Origin of the sequence: Kaistella sp., from assembly GCF_032060305.1 — a bacterium.
In the GTDB taxonomy this organism is placed as follows: domain Bacteria; phylum Bacteroidota; class Bacteroidia; order Flavobacteriales; family Weeksellaceae; genus Kaistella; species Kaistella yananensis.
The window spans coordinates 47,733-68,323 of record NZ_DAMBHK010000001.1 but is presented as its reverse complement, the minus strand read 5'-3'; the positions used below and the strand labels follow the sequence as shown (position 1 = coordinate 68,323).

Sequence of the window (20,591 nt, the reverse complement as noted above, 5' to 3'; positions counted from 1 at the left end):
TAAGCTAAAAAAACTCAGAATCAAAATCCTGAGTTTTTTATTTGAGTTAATTTGATTTTTTCGCTTTAATAATCGCTTCAAGCATATCCCACATTTCCTGTGGAATTTCTTCGAGCATATTGAATTCGCCGGCTCCCTGAAGCCACTCGCCACCATCGATTGTTACCACTTCCCCATTCATGTAGGCAGAATAATCAGAAACCAGATATGCTGCCAAATTAGCGAGTTCCTGATGTTCGCCAACTCTTCTCAGTGGGACTTTTTTACGCATGTCGAATTTTTCCTGCAAATCTCCCGGCAGCAAGCTGTCCCAAGCGCCTTTTGTCGGGAATGGTCCCGGTGCAATGGCATTGAAACGGATGCCATATTTCGCCCATTCTACCGCAAGGCTTCTCGTCATGGCTAAAACACCCGCCTTCGCACAGGCGGATGGCACAACATAAGCAGAGCCCGTCCAGGAATAGGTTGTTACAATATTCAGTACAGTTCCGGGAATCTTATTTTCGATCCAGTATTTTCCGATGGAAAGCGTACAGTTTTTTGTTCCTTTTAAAACAATATCAAGAATGGAGTCGAATGCAGAATGCGTGAGTCTTTCCGTGGGAGAAATAAAATTTCCTGCAGCGTTGTTGAGAAGAATATCAATCCGCCCAAATTCTTTTATCGCAGCGTCTTTCATGGCTTCCACATCGTCCCAGTTTCTCACATCACATGCAACACAAAGGACTTTTCCTCCGGTTTGTTCTTCAAGTTCCGTGGCGGTTGTCTGCAGTTTTTCCAGATTTCTGGAAGTGATGACCACTTTGGCGCCCAGTTCGAGAAAATACTTGGTCATGGCTTTTCCCAATCCGCTTCCTCCGCCGGTTACAATGGCAACTTTATCTTTCAGCGCTCCTTCCTTGAGCATGGGTTGTGTATAAAGATTCATATTCTTGGTTTTTTGTAAATTTATGGAAAATTATCTGTGGATATAAAGATTCGTTATGCAGAAAATAATGGATTGTTGCGAGAAAACGGCATAAAAATATCACCGGTATTTTTTTTAAATTAAAAATATATTTTCAGAGAACCAATCATCCGGTTTAGTGGCATTAAAATTATTAATCCCGATCAAAAAGTAACCTTTCACCAAATTTTCCTTCAGAAACTTTTCCATTTTCGAAAACAAGATGGCCGTTTACGAACGTATGGCTGACTTTGGAATGAAATTCTGTTCCTTCCATTGGACTCCAACCACATTTGTAAAGAATGTTTTCCTTGGAAACTGTGAAATTTTCTTTTAAATCAACCAGAACCAAATCCGCTTTATAACCTTCACGGATAAACCCGCGCTTTTCAATCTGGAACAGTATTGCCGGATTATGACACATCTTTTCTACAATTTTCTCGAGAGAAATCTTACCGTTTCTGAAATTTTCAAGCATAATAACCAAAGAATGCTGAACGAGCGGTCCGCCTGAAGGCGCTTTGGTGTAAACATGCTGTTTTTCTTCCCAGGTATGTGGCGCGTGATCTGTAGCAATAACATCAATTCTGTCGTCCAACAAGGCTTCCCACAAGCCATCCTTATCTTTTTGAGTCTTTACAGCCGGATTCCATTTTATCAGCGTTCCTTTTGTTTCGTAATCAGCATCGGTAAAAGTGAGGTGATGCACACATACTTCGCTGGTAATCTTCTTATCCTTCAGAGGAATGTCATTTCGAAATAGAGCGGTCTCTTTTGCTGTAGAAACATGAAAAATGTGAAGTCGCGCTCCGGTTTTCTCAGCCAGTTCCACCGCTTTTGAAGAGGAGATATAACAGGCTTCCTCACTGCGAATCAAGTGATGGAACTTCATTGGAATATGGTCTCCATATTCTTTTTTATATTTCTCAGTGTTGGTTCTGATGGTTATTTCGTCTTCACAATGAACAGCGATGAGCATTTTCGTTTTACTGAAGATTTCTTTCAGAGTTTCAGGATTATCAACGAGCATATTTCCGGTAGAAGAGCCGAGAAACAGTTTGATCCCAGCGACATTGCGCGGATTTGTTTTCAGGACTTCTTCCAGATTATCATTGGTTCCGCCCATCATGAATGAGTAATTCGCAAATGATTTTTCGGCGGCAATCCTGTATTTTTCTTCCAGAAGTTCCTGGGTTACGGCATTGGGCACCGTATTGGGCTGCTCCATGAAACTGGTAACTCCACCGGCAACCGCGGCGCGGGATTCACTTTCGATATCACCCTTCCAGGTTAAACCCGGTTCGCGGAAATGTACCTGATCATCGATAACACCAGGCATGAGATATTTTCCTTCGGCATCAATAACCCGATCTACATTTTCTTCAGAAATGTTATTTCCAATTTTTGAAATGAAATCGTTTTCTATGAGCAAATCGCCTTTAAATACTTGATTCTCGTTGACTATTTCAGCGTTTTTTATGAGCGTTCTCATTTATTTTTATTCAGTTTTATTTCACTGTAAATTTAGCGATTTCATTCCGAAAAAGTATCCGGATTTCAAAACAGATAAGTTTTACGGTGAGATTTTTTTGATTTTAATTAAAACGATACATTTGCAGAAATATCTGAATTTTGTACAAAAAACTGCTGGGACAAACTGCGCTTTATGGACTTACCACGGTAATCATCCGCCTGTTCCCGTTTATCATAAATCCTTATATTACCAATGCTTTTGGGCCTGAAGCTTACGCGCCGTTCGCAGATTTCTATTCTGTTGCCGGTGTTATCGCTGTTCTGTTGACGCACGGCATGGAAACAACTTTCTTCCGTTTTGCGATTGATGAAAAGGATGATAAGAAGCTGATTTCTACTGCATTTTTCAGTGTAGCAGCCGCCACGTTGTTGTTTTTAATATTTTCTCTGAGTTTCAATAGAGAACTTGCTGTCGCTTTCAAAACACCGACTCAGGTCGATTTACTGACGATTTTAGTCGTTATTCTCTCGCTTGATGCTTTCTCTGCAATGCCTTTCGTGATGCTCAGAAAAAATGAAAGACCGGTAAAATATGCCACAATAAAAATCGCAAACGGTATTATCAACTTTTTGCTCGTTATCTTCTTTCTTCAGGTTTTACCACGTGTTCCGCAAGGAGTCCTGGGCTTGAAATACAATGCTGAATTCGGAATAGGCTATGTTTTTGTTGCCAATCTTGTTGCCAGTGGTGCTACTTTCCTTCTTCTGTCTAAAGATATTTTCATCGCAAAACTGAAATATTTTTCGTGGGAACTCTGGCAAAGAATGATTAAATATTCGTGGCCCATCATGATTGCGGGTTTAGCCGGAATTATTAACGAAACCATGGACCGGCAATTCCTGAAATTTCTGCTTCCTGAAGAAATCGGGCGTCACCAGTTGGGTGTTTATGGCGCGGTTGCCAAGATCGTAACCTTTGTGGTGCTTTTCAGGCAGGCCTATGTATTAGGAATCGAACCGTTTTTTTTCAGCCATTCTAAAAGTGAAAATGCCGGAAAAACGTATGCAAAACTAATGGATGTTTTTATAGCAGTAAACTGTATGATCATTCTTTTCTTGTGCGTAAACCTGGATTGGATTTCTAAATTCTATCTCAGGAATCCAGAATATTACGAGGGAATACAGATTCTCCCGATTTTGTTTTTTGCAAGTCTGTTTTTAGGAATTTACCTCAACCTTTCAGTTTGGTATAAACTATCCGACAGAACAATTATTGGCAGCTACATCTCGTTTATCGGTGCTGCGGTTACCATTGCGATTAATTTTTATTTCATTCCGAAATACGGTTACTGGGCATCTGCCTGGGCAACAATTGCATCGTATTTCGTCATGATGATCGTCTCTTATTTATGGGGGCAGAAAAAAAACCCAATTCCGTATAACCTTTACAGCAATATTATTGTTATTACTGTAACCATCATTGTTTCTCTGGCATATTATCAAAATTTCAAACATAATATTTGGCTGGGCAATCTAATCTTTTTAGTTTTAGCCATCATTTTAATTAAAACCCAAAAATTAATTCCGCAAAACCTGCTGAATAAAATTAAAAGATAAAGATTTCATGAAAATTAAAATCATTAACCGCTCAAAACACGCTTTACCGAAATACCAAACTGCACTTTCTGCAGGAATGGATCTCTACGCAAACCTTGATGAGCCTGTAACACTGAAGCCGCTGGAACGAAAATTGATAGCAACGGGTCTGCTGATGGAACTTCCACAGGGTTATGAAGCACAGGTACGCCCAAGAAGCGGACTGGCTATAAAAAACGGAATCACTGTTCTGAATACTCCGGGTACAATCGATGCGGATTATCGCGGAGAAATAGGGGTAATTTTAGTAAATTTATCCGCAGAATCATTTACAGTGAACGACGGCGACAGGATTGCACAAATGGTAATTGCAAAACACGAAACCGCAATTTGGGATGAAGTTGACGAACTCAGCGAGACAGATCGTGGCGCAGGCGGTTTCGGAAGTACTTCTAAATAAATTTCTATTCTAAAAATAAAAAATGCTGTTGCAAACATTAAACAGCTTAAAAAAATAAACAAATTATGAAAATAATCGTTCCTATGGCGGGAAGAGGTTCCCGGTTAAGACCACACACATTAACGGTTCCCAAACCTTTAATTCCGATTGCCGGAAAACCAATAGTTCAGAGACTCGTAGAAGATATTGCGAAAGTTGCAGGAGAAAAAATTGATGAGATTGCCTTTATTATCGGTGATTTCGGCCCTGAAGTTGAAGCGTCTTTAATTCAGATTGCAGAAAGACTTGGAGCTAAGGGAAGTGTTTATACTCAGGACGAACCTCTCGGAACCGCACACGCGATTAAATGCGCAGAAGCATCAATGCAGGGCGATGTAGTAGTGGCTTTTGCCGATACCCTTTTTAAGGCAGATTTTGTACTCGACAAAAATTCAGATGGGGTGATCTGGGTTAAAAAAGTGGAAGATCCATCCGCATTTGGTGTGGTAAAACTGGATGATTACGGTTTCATCACCGATTTTGTAGAAAAACCTAAAACCTTTGTTTCTGATCTTGCCATTATCGGAATTTATTATTTCAATTCTGCGGAAAAACTCATGGATGAGATTAATTATATCATGAGCAACGACATTAAACAGGGCGGAGAATACCAACTGACCACCGCACTGGAAAACCTTCGCCAGAAAGGCGCCAAATTCTCCCTCGGCAAAGTGGATGACTGGATGGATTGCGGAAACAAAAACGCAACAGTAGAAACAAACGGCAAGGTTTTGAACTACGAAAAAGAGAACGTAGCAAACTATCCTGCATCTGCAAAGATTTCCAATTGCCTTATCATTCCACCATGTTTTATTGGTGAAAATGTAGAAATTTCCAACTCCAAGATTGGCCCTTGTGTATCTCTGGGAAACAATACCAAAATCATCAATTCAAACATTGATAATTCCCTTATTCAGGAAAATACATTAATTGATCATGGAAATTTAAGCAATTCGATGATCGGTAATTCTGCGCAGTATTTCGGGGTTGCGCGCGAAATTTCTTTGGGAGATTATTCGGTTCTGGATTTTCTTTCGAAAAGCTGATAACTTTATAAATAAACTTTCACCAAACCACACAAAAACAATTTGTGTGGTTTGGCGTTAATATTGCAAACTTTTTTCGCAAACAAAAAAGTAAAAATTCTTATGAAAAAATATATTATCATACTCATCGCCTCCATTTCAGTGTTATCCTGTAAAACACAAACTGCTGCAAATGTGCCGGTAAGCACCAATGCTCCAATTACTGAAACAGCAGCTTTTTTTAAAGAAATAAATAAAAAACCCAACTTTCAACAGGTTAGGATTAACTCCAAAGTAAATGTGGAGACCGGAAATTTTATTCCTACATTAGATGCAACCATTTATATCGAAAACGGACAGAAAGTATGGATGAACATGATTGCGGTTTTTTTAAATGTAGGCCGCGGAATTGCTACACCAAACGGAATTAAAGGTTACGAAAAATGGAACAAAACCTATATTGAATCCGATTTTTCTTACCTTAATAATTTACTGAATGTCAACTTTATCGATTTCAGTTCGCTACAGAATCTTCTTACAGGCAGAACTTTTATTCCCGTGAATGAAAAGGATTTTGTTTTGACGAAAAACGCTCAGGGTTATCAGTTAACTTCAATAAATGATTTGAAATTTGAAAACGATGGAAAAACATCAGAATACGCAGTAGCAATAGATTATGACAACAACATGAACCTTTCAAAAGTATTTCTGAAAAATGCTAATTCGCCAGATAACCTTGAAGTTTCTTATGCAAACTGGGCGAACTTTGAAAGTATGCAATTGCCAACAAATGTTAAAATAATAATAAAAGGTACAAAAACAAGCCAAATTTTATTGGAAAATACGAAATTTGACAGTTCGAAGATGGATACTCCGTATTCCGTTCCCAATAATTATACGAAAACTGAGATCAGATGATTAAGAAATTAAGCTTTTTAATAGGACTTTTTTTGTTCGGAATTTTATTCTCGCAAAAGAAAGAACAACTTCAAAAGCAAAATGCAGAACTTAAAAAACAGATTGCCTCCATCAATGCGAACTTAGCAAAAACCCAACAGCAATCGAAACTTTCTGTCGCTTATCTTAATGATGTTCAGAAAAAAATTCAGCTCCGCGAAAAAGTTTACACCAACACCCAAAAGGAAAAAAGACTCATCGAAGATGATATCTATCTCCGCCAGTTGGAGATTAACCGACAAAACAGGGAACTGGCTGTCTTAAGGAAAAATTATGCTGAAGTCCTCGTAAAAGCTTACAAAAACAAAGGCGTACAGAACAAAGTAACCTTTATTCTCTCCTCTAAAAATCTCGGTGAAGCCCTTCGCAGAGTTCAGTATCTGAAAGATTATTCTGATTACCAGGATAAAAAAGCCGCGGAGATCTCTAAAGCGGCACAGGTACTGCTCCAGAATATCGCATTAAAGCAGAAGTCGGTTAAAGACAAAGAAACATTATTATCGAATCAGCAGAAAGATCTGCTCACCATTGCTGCAGAAAAGAAACAGAAAGAAAATCTGCTTCAGGAATTCAAGAAAAATGAAGCTCAGCTGACGGCAGAATTGAAGCAGAAACAAACCGAATCTAAAAAACTCGAAAGTCAAATCCGTTCTATCATTGCTGAAGAGATCAAAATAGCAAAAGCAAAAGAAGAACAAAGAAAAAAGGAAGAGGCAGAAAAAATACGTCTTGCAAAAATCGCCGCAGAACGTGAAAAAGCCAGAATTGAAGCTGAAAACAAAGCCCGTTTGGAAGCTTTAGCCTTAGAGAAAAGGAAGGCTGATGAAGAGGCAAAACGACTTAAAGATATTGCAGACAAAAAAGCAGCCGAGGAAGCCGAAAGGTCAAAAATTGCGGCTGCAGCCGATGCGAAAAAAACTGAAGATGCCCGAAGAGCAGCGGATGCAGAAAAAGCAGAAGCCCGAAGAGCCGCCGCGGCCAAAGATGCTGCTATCGCTGCTGCAAATGCAAAAGCTGCTGCAGAAAAAGCAGCCGAAGCCAGACAAGCCGAAGCCTCCCTCAGCAAAAAAAATGAAGATCAGAAAAAAGCTGCGGAAAATAAAGCTCTTACCAATTACGGTGTATCAAGTGCTGTAGGAAATAACTTTGCAGCCAACCGCGGCAAAATGGGAATGCCGGCTTACGGAACGATTACCCACCGATTTGGACGCCAACCGCACCCGGTTTTCAAAAATATTATTGAAGAAAATAACGGAATTAAGATTGCCGTTACAAAAGGAACTGTTGCCAAATGTGTAGCACCAGGAACCGTTTCCCGAGTGGTAGCTTCCGGCGACGGCTCTAAAATGGTTTTCGTGAAACACGGTGAATATTTTACTATTTATGCAAACCTCTCGAATACAATGGTTTCCGCTAACCAACAGGTCTCGGCGGGCACCTCGATTGGGACTGTGGGTGCAGACTTCGATGGAACCTATACGCTGGATTTCCAGATCTGGAACGGCACAAATCCAGTGGATCCGATGGGTTGGGTAAATTGAAAAATATATTTTAACTTTGTACAAAATTAAAACATGACTGCACTTACCATATTAGCACTTTCGTGGCAACACTTACTCATCGTTGCTGTAATAGTACTCATCCTTTTCGGAGGCAAAAAAATCCCGGAAATGATGAGAGGTTTAGGTTCTGGTATCAAAGAATTTAAAGATGCTGTGAAAGAAGAAGACAAGAAAACTCCGGAAGACTCAAAAAATAATTCTAATCCTGCGAATTAATTTCAGCTATGAGCTTTTCCGAAAGTGCCTGGGAAATCTTTAATCAGTCGATTAATGATTATCACCTAAAAGATGATGTAGATACGCCGATTAATAATTCCTTTCAAAAAAATACTTTGGAATGGCTTTTGTATGCAAAGAACTGGATCGATACCGTTCAATGGCATTTGGAAGATATAATTCGTGACGAAAATATAACACCAGCTGAAGCCTTAAAAATTAAAAGAAGAATAGACTCTTCGAATCAGCAAAGAACTGATTTGGTAGAGTTTATCGATAGTTGGTTTCTACAGAAATATGAAAATATCACGCCGGATTACAACGCGAAAATCAACAGCGAGACCCCCGCATGGGCAGTGGATCGCCTCTCGATACTTGCACTGAAAATCTACCATATGTCACTTGAAGCCAACAGAAATTCTGCAAGTGAAGAACACAGATTCAATTGTACCAATAAACTCAATGTATTACTGGAGCAGAAAAAGGATCTGTCTGAAGCAATAGACCAATTGCTTTTTGATATAGAGAACGGTAAGATTAAGATGAAAGTTTACAAACAGATGAAAATGTATAATGATGAAAATCTTAATCCGGTCCTGTATCAAAACGTGAAAAATGACCAGACTAAAAGTTAGTTACATTTTACTGTTCTTTTTTATTTTTTCCTGTTCTACTGAGAAAATAAATCTCTCGCCCATAGGCGAAAATTCTGTTTCTTTAAATGGATCAACTGGTTCGTATACATTAGGTGAGACAAAAAATCTTATTGTTTACTCCTCAGAAATCACCAGTTTGATAAGCTCGTTTCCAAAATTCAGGAATGATGCTGTAAACAGTGAAGTTCTTATCCTGAAATCTCATTTAAAAGATTATATCGGCGCAATGACTTCGTACAATCTGGTAGGTATGGAAGATTCAAAAATAAAATTCGAAAGATCTTATAAAAAGCTGCAAAAACTCAGAAAATTTCTTAACCGTGATGAAGACGAAGTGCTGAACAGATATCTGGTAAGAATCAAAACAAACATGAGCTTCTTGAACAGTACCATTCCTCAGGATTCAGTATCTACCTTTAAAAACTAATTTGCATGTTAAAAATTCAAGCAGAAGCCCAGGTTCCCACAGATTATGGGAATTTCAGGATGATTGCCTTTTCTGAGGATGAAAGCAACTGGATGCCCCACATGGCTATCATTGCCGAAAATACAGATTTCTCGCAACCAGTAAATGTCCGTTTTCATTCCGAATGTATTACCGGGGAGGTATTTCATTCCAAAAAATGTGAATGCGGCCAGCAACTCGACGGAGCGATGAAATTCATCCACGAGAATGGCGGAATTATTATTTATTTACGCCAGGAAGGCAGAAACATAGGCATCATTAATAAACTAAAAGCTTACTCCTTACAGGAACGGGGTTTCGACACCGTGGAAGCAAATCTTAAACTGGGGCTTCCGGCAGACGACAGAGATTTCAGCGAGGCCATCGAAATTCTAAATATTTTAGGAGTAAAAGAAATAAATCTTCTTACCAACAATCCCGCTAAAATTAAAATTGTTGAAGACAGCAATATACATCTGAACAAAAGGATTCCTTTACAGATTACCTCCACATCAGACAGTGAAGGTTACCTGAAAGTAAAAAAAGATTACTTCGGACATCTGTTGGAAGACGAAAATGAATCATAAAAATAAACGCTTTGAAAAATCAAAGCGTTTATTTTTTTAACCTGTTTAAGTTTTTATAAATGTAAAGCTGTCTCCAGAGCCAACTCAATCATTGGAGTTAAAGCCTGTTCTCTCTGATCTGCCGAAATTTGTTCCTGTGTCGGAATAATATCCGATACCGTGAGAAGCGTAGCCGCATTTTTTCCTAAATGTTTGGCATTGGCAAAAAGCGCGAAAGCTTCCATCTCAACTGCGGTACAATTGTACTTCTCTGCAATTGCAGGAGTTCCGGGCGTTGCCCTGTAGAAAATATCGCTGGTATGGATATTTGTGGATTTTACCGCTTGAGATAATTTTGCTGCGGTCTCATTAATTACGCCAAATACATTACCCTGATTTTCAATAATTTCATCTTCGATTCCCCATGCAAATTTTGCGTAAGTCGATTCGCTGGCTGCATTTTCAACATTCAACACATCAAATAAATTCAGCTCGGAGGTGTATCCACCGCAGGTTCCGATTCTTATGATGGTATCCACGTCATATTCCGTATAAAGTTCGTAAGAATAAATCCCGATACTGGGCGCGCCCATTCCGCTTGCACCTACCGAGATTTCTTTACCTTTATACAAACCGGTAAAATAATAAATATTGCGGGTTTTGCTTACCAGTCTTACCTCATTCAGAAAATTGTCGGCAATATATTTTGCACGAAGTGGGTCTCCTGGTTGCAAAACTGTTTTTGCGATTTCTCCTTTTTTTGCAGCGATATGAACACTCATAATTTTAATTTTAAAATGAAGTTTAAAAGTAAGAAATAATGTTTGATTTAAAAATTATGTTCAGCAAAAATTTCCCTGAAACACCACAAAACAGACAAAAATCATACAATTAAAACCCGCTGATTTTTTCAGCGGGTTTCATTTATAATTAAAGATTTGAATGATATCTAAATATTAGTCGCGGTCCGGAATATTGTAAAATTTAATAACACTGTTGTAATCACTGTAATTCACGTCCGCATTTTTACCCTGTGAAGCGGGAACCAAAACAATTCTGAATCGTTGGTTATTAAGATACTGTGTAGCTTCTGCAGTTGTAAAGGTAGCTTGGTCGAAGTTTGCTTCGGTATAAATTTCAATATTTGCCGTATCGAACAGGAAATTATAATCTAATTCTCTGCCGTTGGATAAGTATTCGGTTTTAGGTAAAAGCTGCCAAACCGCAGATCCCGAAGACCCTGAATTAATATTTCTGTAAACCAACACCACATCTGTACTTGCAATGTTGATTCCCTGAGAAATCGTATAACTGTTTCCACTGTTGAAGGTTCCTGTAATATCTCTCATCATTGGATAAGTATCATTATCATCAACCAGCACTTCATCATTTCTATCCGTGCAGCTCACTGCCAGAAAGCCAAAAATCGCCATAAGCAGTATTGTAAAGTAATTTTTCATTTTTATATAATTAAAGGTTTGTAAGCTACATCTCAATATGCATGCCAATAAATTAGAAATTTAAACTTTAAAAATTGTATTTTTGTTTATCATCTTAAATCTGATTAATGAAAACTGCAAAACATACATTCCTTAGTATTCTTTTTTTATTCACTTCCATCCATTTATTTGCTCAGTACCAACCAAAGAATCTCACCAAGGCAGATTTAAAAAAAGCAGAAGAATGGGTAAATACAACCTATAATTCACTTTCTCAGGATCAAAAACTCGGGCAGTTATTCATTGTTGCACTGTATACCAATAAGGGTGAAAACTATATCAGCAACGTAAGAAGCATTGTGGAGCAGGAACAGATTGGCGGATTAATCCTGATGCAGGACGATGCAGCCAGAGAAATAAATTTAGTAAATGAGTTTCAGTCGAAATCCAAAGTTCCGCTCATGATTGGCATGGATGCAGAATGGGGACTTTTCCAGCGTATTGCAGCAGCTCACAAATTTCCCTGGGCGATGACTTTGGGAGCCATTCAGGATAAAAATCTGATCACCCAAATGGCTGCAAAAATCGCTGAAGATTTCAAAAGAATGGGAATTAACTGGGATTTTGCTCCTGTAGTTGATGTAAATACCAATCCGGACAATCCTATTATCGGAAACCGAAGCTTCGGATCCGAAGTTCAGAATGTCGTGAATTCTGCCTTAGCCTACTCCAACGGTTTGCAGGATAACAGAATTTTGGCAGCGATAAAACATTTTCCGGGACATGGTGATACCAGCACAGATTCTCACCTGGATCTGCCCGTGGTAGCTCATCATATCGACCGCCTGAACGCTGTGGAACTGGCGCCCTTCAAAACGCTTATGGATAAAGGAATTGGCGGGGTAATGGTCGCTCATCTCTATGTTCCTGCTTTGGAAAAGGAAAAGGGAATACCAGCTTCAATTTCCAAAAATATCATAACCGGCCTTCTGAAAGAAAAATTTGGGTATAAAGGACTGATCATTACTGATGCGCTCAATATGGGTGCCGTTGCACAACGCTATAAACCCGGCGAATTGGATGCACTTGCATTTAAAGCCGGAAACGACATTATGCTGTTTTCAGAAGGGGTAAAGGAAGGCAAAAGACTCATTCAGCTTGCGATTGACCAAAAGCAAATCACTCAGAACCGTGTTGAAGAAAGCGTGAAGAAAATCCTGCTGACAAAATATTTTCTGGGACTCGATAAGTACGAACCCAGAAACCCGGAAAACATTAACTACCATTTGAACAATGAATCTCATACAAAACTGGTTCAAAATCTTTACACCAACGCTTTAACGCTGCTAAAAGACAGTAAAAAACTTCTTCCCTTAAATTGCAGTGAAGTTTACTATTATGTTCCCCTTGAAGAAGCTCCCTATCAAACTTTTGCGGATCAGCTAAATTTAAAAACTACTGTAATCGTAAAGAAAAGTTCAGAGATAGCTTCAATTCCGAAAAATTCAAAAGTGATTATCGGCTTCCACAAAGACAATTCTACCGCTTATAAACCGTATAAAATTTCGGACGAAAGCAAAAAAATCCTTGGGGAATTAAGCAAAAACCATCATGTAATTCTTAATGTTTTCGGATCAGCTTATGCTTTAAAAGATATTGATATTTCAAATGTATCCACTGTTTTGGTATCCTACGAAAATAATGATGACTCTATGACTGCCACGGCAAAAGCGCTCTCAGGAAAAAGTAAAATTACAGGACGTTTACCCGTATCAGTAAACGAAAATTTAAAAGCAGGAATGGGAACAGACCTTCATATGACTGCAGAAAACGAAAGATCAAAAAAAGCAACAAAATAAAAGTAATTGAGTAATTCAATTTAAAAACAAAACACCTATGAAAATCGGAATTCTCTGTTACCCAACCTACGGCGGAAGCGGCATTGTTGCTACAGAACTGGGCATGTCGCTCGCAAACAAAGGCTATGAAGTACACTTCATAAGTTCAAACCTTCCAGCTCGGCTGGATATTACCAACCCCAATATTTTTTTCCATAAAGTAAACGTTCAAACTTATCCGCTCTTTCAGTATCAGCCCTACGACATTGCGCTATCATCGATGATTTACCGCGTGGTAAACCTTTATAAACTCGATCTTTTGCATGCGCATTACGCCATTCCCTATGCTTACGCTGCGTTTACCGCAAAACAAATGCTTAAAGAAGAAGGCAAAGATATTCCTTTGGTTACCACACTTCACGGTACAGACATCACGTTGGTGGGTCAGCATCCCAGTTACAAACACGCAGTAGAATTCTCTATAAATCAATCAGATACCATCACATCGGTTTCTGAAAGTTTAAAAAAAGACACACTGCAGATTTTTAACATCAAGAAAGAAATTAAAATCATCACCAATTTTATAGATAACACAGAATTTGATGAATTTAATGCGTGCAGCAGAAAGCAGTTTGCCACAGATGATGAAAAAATCCTGATTCACGTTTCTAACCTTCGGCCTGTAAAAAGGATTATTGATGTTTTAGAAATCTTTAAAGATGTTGAAAAACACGTTAAATCAAAACTTATCATTATTGGCGAAGGCCCTGATATGGAAAAAGTAAACGAATTTCTGGAGAAAAACCCGAATCTTATCAATAAAATAAGGCTTTTAGGAAAGGTAAACGATCTTTACAGGATCCTGCAGCTGTCCGATGTATTTTTACTGCCATCCGAACAGGAAAGTTTCGGACTTGCTGCCCTAGAAGCTATGGCAGCGCAAACGCCCGTTATCAGCTCGAATGCAGGCGGAATTCCGGAAGTAAATATTCAGGGCGAAACAGGTTATTTGGCAGAAATAGGCAATGTGAAAGCCATGAGCAACTACGCCATCAAACTGTTGAGCAACGATGAGCTGCTTCTGGAAATGAAAAGTAATGCAAAAAAACAGGCCATTAAATTTGATCTGAAGAACATCCTTCCGCTTTATGAACAGATGTACGATGAAACACTAAAGAATTTTAAAAGTGATATGCCAATTAAATAGCTAAATCATGTAAAAACCAACCGGGATGAACGAAAAGCTCCTTCAATATCTTTGGAATTTCAAGATTTTCAAAAGTTTTGATTTTAAAGATGTGGAAGGAAATCCTTTGGAAATCCTCGATTTCGGAAAATGGAATTTCGACTCCGGACCGGATTTTCTTTTGGGGAAAATAAGATTCAGAGATTTACTCTTAGCCGGAAATATTGAACTTCATGTAAAATCTTCCGATTACATTTTTCATCAGCATTCCGGAAATCCCGAGTTCGAAAATTTAATTTTACATGCCGTTTTTTATCACGATGTGGAGGTTGAGGAACTTCAGAACAGGAACATTCCCACGCTGGAATTAAAAAATTATATTGACGAAACAATCCTGTGGAAATACGAATCTTTGCTCAATCAAAACCAGTTTATCCCCTGCGAAAATTTATTTACACCCGCTTTAATTCCTTTTAATTTTTCTGAAGAAATCCTCATCAAAAAACTCGATGAAAAATCGATCGTCATTGAAGAAGCACTACGGCTGAACAAAAATAATTATGAAGCTGTACTTTTTCACCAACTTGCTTATGCGTTCGGTTTAAAAATAAATGCTGAAAACTTTAAACAGCTTGCCGAAAGCCTCGACTTTTCTGTGGTGAATAAAATCCGCCAAAACCAAACTCAGCTCGAAGCTCTGTTTTTTGGAGCCTGCGGCTGGCTCGCAAAACCGGAAGATGAACAGATGAAAATTTGGAAAAGAGAATTTGATTTTCTTACCGTTAAATATCAACTCCCAACACTGAAAATTACTCCGAAATTCTCGAAACTTCGCCCGCCCAACTTCCCCACCGTGAGGCTTTCACAACTTGCGTCGCTTTATTATTTGAACCAGAATCTTTTTTCGAAGCTTGTTCTGATAAAAAACATTAATGAAATTAAAAGCATTTTCAACAGTGTAAAAGCAAGTGAATATTGGGACAACCGTTTTAATTTCGGTAAAATTTCTCCTATTGTAGGCGAAAAATTTCTGACGGAAGAATTTATGAATCTTATTCTGATCAATACTGTTTTACCTTTTAAATATACTTATCACAAAAATGCCGATGAGAATATCAACGATGAAATTCTGGATTTATACCGCGCAATGAATCCCGAAAAAAACACCACCACCGAAAATTGGAAATCACTGAATGTAAAAATGAACAATGCGCTGGAAAGCCAGGCCTTTATTTATCATTACAAAAATTTCTGTGAAAAAAAGAATTGCTTAAACTGCAGCATAGGATATCAGCTTCTCGGCGTCAAAAACCCGTGAATCTCTGATATAATTCATTGTAAATTCATATGCTTTTGCCGTAAATAGTGCTAAATTTGAATAAAAATCAGCAAAATGTTCGATTGGTTAAAAGCACTTCTACTTCCTGCCGAAAATCCTACGGTTACACAATCCATCGTTGTAATTATGTTGGCGGTGGGATCCGGAATTTTCTTCGGAAGGTTAAAAATGGGCAAAATTACTTTTGGTGTTTCGGCCGTAATGTTTACAGGATTACTTTTGGGCCATTTCGGTTACCGAATTGACGAAGGAATCCTGAATTTCATCCGCGATTTCGGTTTGATTCTTTTTGTTTACGGAATCGGTTTGCAGGTAGGGCCTTCATTTTTTTCTTCGTTCAGGAACGAAGGTTTGAAGTTCAATATACTCGCAGTCTCCACGGTCCTTTTTGGCGGGCTGATTACGGTTGTTCTTTTTAAAACTACAGGCCTTAAGATGGAAGATTTGGTAGGAATTATGAGTGGTTCGGTAACCAATACGCCTGGTCTTGGAGCCGCGAAAAACACCATCGAAGAAATAAAGAACTCCTTCCCCGAGCGGGTTTTCAACGATCCTACCATCGGATATGCGATTACTTATCCGCTGGGAGTTTTCGGAATTATCGGGACCATCATTGTATCGAAATTTTTGCTCAAGATTGATCCTGAAATTGAAATGAGGAAATTCCGGATGTCGAAAATCAACAGCGAGCTGCCTTTAATCCACAAAAAAATGCGAGTTACCAATTCTCTATATTTTGGGAAAACCCTGCATGACACGATTAAAAGTTTTGGACGCAACATTGTAATTTCGCGGCTGAAACACAGCGGAAGTGAAGTGGTACAGTCGCCAACATTAGACGTGCATTTAAGAGAACGGGATGTGCTGATGGTGGTAGGTTTAGAAAAAGATGTGGACGATTTTGTTGCAATGTTGGGAAGACCCTCCAGTGATTTATTTATTGAATCTGATTCTGAAATTCATAATAAAAATATTTTCGTTACCAAACCTTCAGTCATTCATAAAAAACTTTCAGAACTCGATCTTTACAACACGTATGATCTGAAGGTTACCCGTGTTTTCCGCGCGGGGCGGGAAATTCTTCCACGACCTTCTCTGGAACTCTTTTATGGTGATAAGTTGAGAGTTATTGGTTCTAAAGAAGCCATTGAAGAAGTAGAAAAGATCATAGGCAATTCAGAAAAAAAACTTCTGGAACCCGATTTCCTTTCCCTCTTCGGAGGTTTGCTTTTGGGCGTAATCCTGGGATCAATTCCTATTGTAATCCCAAGTCTTCCGGTGCCCATAAAGCTGGGTTTTGCTGCCGGGCCGCTTATTGTAGCACTTTTAATTTCAAGATACGGAGGGATTTCTTTCATCCATTCCTACATCAATAACGGTGCAATTTATTTTATGAAGGATCTGGGAATCTGTCTGTTTTTTGCAGCGGTGGGAATCCATGCCGGCGACGGTTTCTACGATAATTTTGTGAAATATAATGGCTGGAGTTGGCTGTTGTTCGGTTCAGCAATTACATTTATTCCTTTAATCACAATGGTAATTGTGGGAAGATTTTTTATGAAAATTAATTTCCTACAGCTTGCCGGAATTATGAGCGGAAGCTATACCGATCCTGCCGCATTGTCATTCAGCACGAATTATTTGGATTCTGATGTGCCGATTCAGAGTTATGCGCAGGTTTATCCGCTCGTAACCATTTTCAGGATTTTCGTGGCGAGTCTTTTAATTTTGATATTCAGTTAATAAAAAGAGCAACTGTTAAGTTGCTCTTTGATATTGATTAAGAAAATTATTTCTTGTCATCGGGTGTGGAATCCGGGAAACGCTGCTGCGTAAATTCTCTTGAAATTGCTGCTTTCTCGAATTTTAATTTTCCTGAAAGGGTTTCAATTACCACGCCATCATCCTGAATCTGTGCAATTCTGCCGTGCATTCCTGAAGTGGTTACTACTCTGCTTCCAACTTTCAGGGTTTCTTGGAAATTCTTTTCCTGTTTGGCCTTTTTCATTTGTGGACGAATCATCAGAAAATAAAATCCAACGAACATTAAGCCCATCATAATCATTGTAGGCATCATCGAACCTTCAGGTGAAGCCGCCTGTAAAAATATTGCTATCATATAAATTTAAATTAAATAATTAGGGCTGAATATCTGCCGTAAAACTCAGTACGATAGGCGCTTCTTCTACATTGGCATATACTTCTGCCTGTTTGCTTACCAGTCCGTCGAAACTTGCAGAATCAAATTTCAAAGTAATTTTACCTTTTTGTCCCGGAAGAATCGGTTCTTTTGTATAATCAGGAACGGTACAGCCGCAAGCCGGCTTAACTTCAGAAATTACCAGTGGATTTGTTCCGGTGTTGGTTACTTCATACACATGCTCTACTTTATCACCTTTTTTAATTTTACCGAAAGCAAAATTAGATTCTGATAAGGCCACCGTAGTTGCAGGTCCTGCCGCTGCTGCTACAGCCACTGCTTCAGGCGCTGATGCTGATGCCTCAGGTGCAGCCGTTGCTTCTACATTTTCTTCAACTATAAGTTGATCGGCGGTTTGGTCTTTTTTGCAGCTTACTAATGTCATTGCCGCTACCAGGGGTAATAATTTTACTAAATTCTTCATAAATATTTTATTAATTTCTATTAAAATCTTTGGTGTATTTATCTAAAATTCCATTAATGAAAATGTTGGAACGGTCCGTGGAAAAAACTTTTGAAATCTCGATATATTCATTAATAATCACCCTGCCCGGCGTTAACGGGAAATAATCGAGTTCGCAGATTGCAGTTACCAGAATAATTTTATCGATGAGCGAGATTCTTTCGATATCCCAGTTTTCGAGTCGGCCTTCCAATTTTTTTTCTGTTTCTTCCCAATGATTAAGGGTTTGCTTTAAAAGTTTGCGGGCAAATTCGCGGTCATCTTCATCTTTAATCATTTTGATTAAGGTGTGGCTCGGCTCATTTTCCTTAAAAAACCCGATGGTTTTCTGAATCATTGAATTTGAAATGTGAAAATCATCAGCCCAACTCAGTTCCAATCCTTCTACATGGTCGTGAAAATCTTCATTCTCTGCAATATATCTTAAAAATAACTTGCCGATGAATTTCTGGTCTTCTTCAAAAGAATATCCTTCTTCTTTCATAAAATCCTGGTAACGTTTTCCGGAAGTCATTCGCTGGAAGGTTTTTACCAAAAGTTCATCGTGTAGTTCCCATTTCAGTTCCTGATGTTTCGAAGTGAAAGAAAGCCTTTCGGTATTTTCTTCCAACATATTGAGCACCCTATTGTTGATGAATTTCTGATTGGGATTAAGGTTGTCTTCAGTCTTTATATACTTGTTTTTGCCAATCTCAATCTGCTTTTCGGCGAGTGCTTTCAAGGCTACCAAAAAATTGAGCTGATAAATATAAAGATGATAGATTTTTTCGATCTGCGAAAACATGTTTTTCTCTAAAACATCTGCCTTCACAGGGTTTTGGTAATAAGAATATACCGCTTCTACGACTTTTTCACGAATTTGTCTTCTTCCTAACATTTCAAAGAGCTTTTTATGCGTGCAAAGATAACATTTTTTTGCAAACTCCTGTTTCTGTTTGTGTTTTCGGTTTCAATAAAAACCTTCAATCCGTTTTCAATTTCTTACTTTTGCATCAGGAAAATTTTCCGGCAGAACCCTCATTGCCAAAACCCAATCTATGAACGCACTGAAAACCCTGAATCCATATTTCTGGAAACACCGCATCCTGCTGTTTTGGGGATTCCTGTTTATTATCGCCAGTAATTTCTTCAGCATTTATAAAGTACAGTTTGTCGGGAAATCTGTAGACCAGATTGCGCAGACTACCAACCTTGGATTTAACCGCCAGGTTTTGATTTATGTTGCGATTATCGTGGTATCATCCATACTTACAGGATTCTTCACTTTTATGATGAGGCAAACCATTATTGTAGCTTCAAGGAAAATTGAATATGAACTTAAAAATAAAATTTACAACCATTACCAGGAACTTTCTTTAACGGATTTCAAAAAAACCACAACGGGGGACCTAATGAACAGGCTGAGTGAAGACGTTGTGGCGGTAAGAATGTATCTCGGACCCGGAGTGATGTACATCGTGAACCTCCTGATCCTGCTCATCATTACCAGCATCTACATGTTGAAAACAGATGTTTCAATGACGGTTTGGTCGCTGATTCCGCTACCCATTCTGTCCTACGTAATTTATAAAGTAAGTTCCATCATCAACAAAAAATCGAAAATAATGCAGAAAAGCCAGTCTGCAATTTCAACTTTTGTTCAGGATAGTTTTTCCGGAATACGCGTGGTGAAATTCTTTGCGCGGGAAAAGTATATTGAAAAAAATTACGGCATAAAAGTTAAAGATTATCAGGACAAAGCTCTGGATCTGGCAAAAACGGAAGCATATTTCTTTACGATTATTCTTTTCGTGATCGGTTTGCTGAATGTAGTCATTCTTTTGATTGGCGGACAAAAGTACATGAACAACGAGCTTTCTGTAGGTAAAATCGCAGATTTTTTTATGTATATCAACATTCTTATCTGGCCTTTTTCTATGGTAGGCTGGGTAACTTCTGTAAATCAGCGGGCAGATGCATCGATGGCGAGGATTAATGAGTTTCTCGACATGAAAAGCGACATCATCAATACCAACCATGATAATTATCCCATTAAAGGCGATATCGAATTCAGAAATGTTTCTTACGTTTATCCGAATACGGGTATTAAAGCTTTAGACAACTTAAGTTTCACCATCGAAGCCGGAAAATCACTGGCCATTATGGGAAAAACCGGCAGCGGGAAATCTACAGTCGCCCTTTTGCT

The 20,591-nt window shown here is 38.6% G+C and carries 21 protein-coding genes; 14 read left to right on the top strand and 7 right to left on the bottom strand.

The genetic code is table 11. The annotated features are described in order from the left end of the window. Nucleotides 1-46 precede the first annotated feature (46 nt). Nucleotides 47-928, bottom strand: coding sequence for an SDR family oxidoreductase (locus tag V5N63_RS00340; protein ID WP_332031996.1), 882 nt, complete (start codon nucleotides 926-928; stop codon nucleotides 47-49). A 172-nt stretch (nucleotides 929-1,100) separates the two neighbouring features. Beyond that, the gene (locus tag V5N63_RS00335) at nucleotides 1,101-2,438 is read right to left on the bottom strand and encodes a dihydroorotase (RefSeq protein WP_332031994.1); all 1,338 of its coding nucleotides are present in this window, start codon (nucleotides 2,436-2,438) and stop codon (nucleotides 1,101-1,103) included. Between the two features lie 140 nt (nucleotides 2,439-2,578). On the opposite strand from V5N63_RS00335, the gene V5N63_RS00330 reads away from it, so the two are divergent. The 9 genes from V5N63_RS00330 (at nucleotide 2,579) to ribA (ending at nucleotide 9,962) form a co-directional block, all read left to right on the top strand. Beyond that, nucleotides 2,579-4,036 carry a lipopolysaccharide biosynthesis protein gene (locus tag V5N63_RS00330; RefSeq protein WP_332031992.1) on the top strand — a complete coding sequence of 486 codons (1,458 nt, stop codon included), beginning with the start codon at nucleotides 2,579-2,581 and terminating at the stop codon, nucleotides 4,034-4,036. A 7-nt stretch (nucleotides 4,037-4,043) separates the two neighbouring features. Next, nucleotides 4,044-4,475, top strand: coding sequence for a dUTP diphosphatase (gene dut, locus V5N63_RS00325; protein ID WP_332031990.1), 432 nt, complete (start codon nucleotides 4,044-4,046; stop codon nucleotides 4,473-4,475). 65 nt (nucleotides 4,476-4,540) lie between these two features. Beyond that, nucleotides 4,541-5,560 (top strand): sugar phosphate nucleotidyltransferase, encoded by a 1,020-nt coding sequence (locus V5N63_RS00320; protein WP_265142898.1) that lies wholly within the window; start codon nucleotides 4,541-4,543, stop codon nucleotides 5,558-5,560. A 102-nt stretch (nucleotides 5,561-5,662) separates the two neighbouring features. Further along, nucleotides 5,663-6,457: a DUF4292 domain-containing protein gene (locus tag V5N63_RS00315; protein ID WP_332031988.1), complete on the top strand. Its 795-nt coding sequence runs from the start codon at nucleotides 5,663-5,665 to the stop codon at nucleotides 6,455-6,457. After that, nucleotides 6,454-8,037 carry a peptidoglycan DD-metalloendopeptidase family protein gene (locus tag V5N63_RS00310; RefSeq protein ID WP_332031986.1) on the top strand — a complete coding sequence of 528 codons (1,584 nt, stop codon included), beginning with the start codon at nucleotides 6,454-6,456 and terminating at the stop codon, nucleotides 8,035-8,037. The genes V5N63_RS00315 and V5N63_RS00310 overlap by 4 nt, the downstream gene beginning before the upstream one ends. A 33-nt stretch (nucleotides 8,038-8,070) precedes the next feature. Continuing rightward, on the top strand, nucleotides 8,071-8,274 hold the full coding sequence (locus V5N63_RS00305) for a Sec-independent protein translocase subunit TatA/TatB (protein ID WP_088468157.1): 204 nt from the start codon (nucleotides 8,071-8,073) through the stop codon (nucleotides 8,272-8,274). Nucleotides 8,275-8,282: 8 nt separating this feature from the next. Then, entirely contained in the window at nucleotides 8,283-8,909 is a 627-nt protein-coding gene (locus tag V5N63_RS00300; protein ID WP_332031984.1) for a DUF4254 domain-containing protein, read from the top strand. Further along, the gene (locus V5N63_RS00295) at nucleotides 8,890-9,357 is read left to right on the top strand and encodes a hypothetical protein (RefSeq protein ID WP_332031982.1); all 468 of its coding nucleotides are present in this window, start codon (nucleotides 8,890-8,892) and stop codon (nucleotides 9,355-9,357) included. The genes V5N63_RS00300 and V5N63_RS00295 overlap by 20 nt, the downstream gene beginning before the upstream one ends. Nucleotides 9,358-9,362: 5 nt before the next feature. Further along, nucleotides 9,363-9,962 carry a GTP cyclohydrolase II gene (gene ribA / locus V5N63_RS00290; protein ID WP_332019957.1) on the top strand — a complete coding sequence of 200 codons (600 nt, stop codon included), beginning with the start codon at nucleotides 9,363-9,365 and terminating at the stop codon, nucleotides 9,960-9,962. Between the two features lie 53 nt (nucleotides 9,963-10,015). On the opposite strand, the gene deoD is transcribed toward ribA, so the two are convergent. Next, nucleotides 10,016-10,723, bottom strand: coding sequence for a purine-nucleoside phosphorylase (deoD, locus tag V5N63_RS00285; protein ID WP_332031980.1), 708 nt, complete (start codon nucleotides 10,721-10,723; stop codon nucleotides 10,016-10,018). Between the two features lie 174 nt (nucleotides 10,724-10,897). Then, nucleotides 10,898-11,401: a hypothetical protein gene (locus V5N63_RS00280; RefSeq protein WP_332031977.1), complete on the bottom strand. Its 504-nt coding sequence runs from the start codon at nucleotides 11,399-11,401 to the stop codon at nucleotides 10,898-10,900. Nucleotides 11,402-11,508: 107 nt separating this feature from the next. On the opposite strand from V5N63_RS00280, the gene V5N63_RS00275 reads away from it, so the two are divergent. The 4 genes from V5N63_RS00275 (at nucleotide 11,509) to V5N63_RS00260 (ending at nucleotide 17,486) form a co-directional block, all read left to right on the top strand. Then, nucleotides 11,509-13,239, top strand: coding sequence for a glycoside hydrolase family 3 protein (locus V5N63_RS00275; RefSeq protein WP_332031975.1), 1,731 nt, complete (start codon nucleotides 11,509-11,511; stop codon nucleotides 13,237-13,239). 37 nt (nucleotides 13,240-13,276) lie between these two features. Continuing rightward, a complete protein-coding gene (gene bshA / locus V5N63_RS00270; protein WP_332031973.1) occupies nucleotides 13,277-14,425 on the top strand; it encodes an N-acetyl-alpha-D-glucosaminyl L-malate synthase BshA in 1,149 nt (382 codons plus the stop codon). Between the two features lie 25 nt (nucleotides 14,426-14,450). Further along, on the top strand, nucleotides 14,451-15,722 hold the full coding sequence (locus V5N63_RS00265) for a DUF2851 family protein (protein WP_332031971.1): 1,272 nt from the start codon (nucleotides 14,451-14,453) through the stop codon (nucleotides 15,720-15,722). Between the two features lie 75 nt (nucleotides 15,723-15,797). Then, the gene (locus V5N63_RS00260) at nucleotides 15,798-17,486 is read left to right on the top strand and encodes a putative transporter (protein ID WP_265142888.1); all 1,689 of its coding nucleotides are present in this window, start codon (nucleotides 15,798-15,800) and stop codon (nucleotides 17,484-17,486) included. A 46-nt stretch (nucleotides 17,487-17,532) separates the two neighbouring features. On the opposite strand, the gene yajC is transcribed toward V5N63_RS00260, so the two are convergent. From yajC to nusB, 3 genes are read right to left on the bottom strand one after another with little or no spacing between them, the layout of a single operon-like run. After that, nucleotides 17,533-17,862, bottom strand: a complete 330-nt coding sequence (gene yajC / locus V5N63_RS00255; RefSeq protein ID WP_088468167.1) for a preprotein translocase subunit YajC — start codon at nucleotides 17,860-17,862, stop codon at nucleotides 17,533-17,535. Between the two features lie 19 nt (nucleotides 17,863-17,881). Continuing rightward, on the bottom strand, nucleotides 17,882-18,367 hold the full coding sequence (locus V5N63_RS00250) for a DUF1573 domain-containing protein (RefSeq protein WP_332031969.1): 486 nt from the start codon (nucleotides 18,365-18,367) through the stop codon (nucleotides 17,882-17,884). Between the two features lie 10 nt (nucleotides 18,368-18,377). After that, nucleotides 18,378-19,283, bottom strand: a complete 906-nt coding sequence (gene nusB, locus V5N63_RS00245) for a transcription antitermination factor NusB (RefSeq protein WP_265142886.1) — start codon at nucleotides 19,281-19,283, stop codon at nucleotides 18,378-18,380. Between the two features lie 160 nt (nucleotides 19,284-19,443). Here nusB and V5N63_RS00240 point away from each other — a divergent pair. Then, the coding region (locus V5N63_RS00240; protein WP_332031998.1) for an ABC transporter transmembrane domain-containing protein at nucleotides 19,444-20,591 on the top strand (1,148 nt) is incomplete at its 3' end.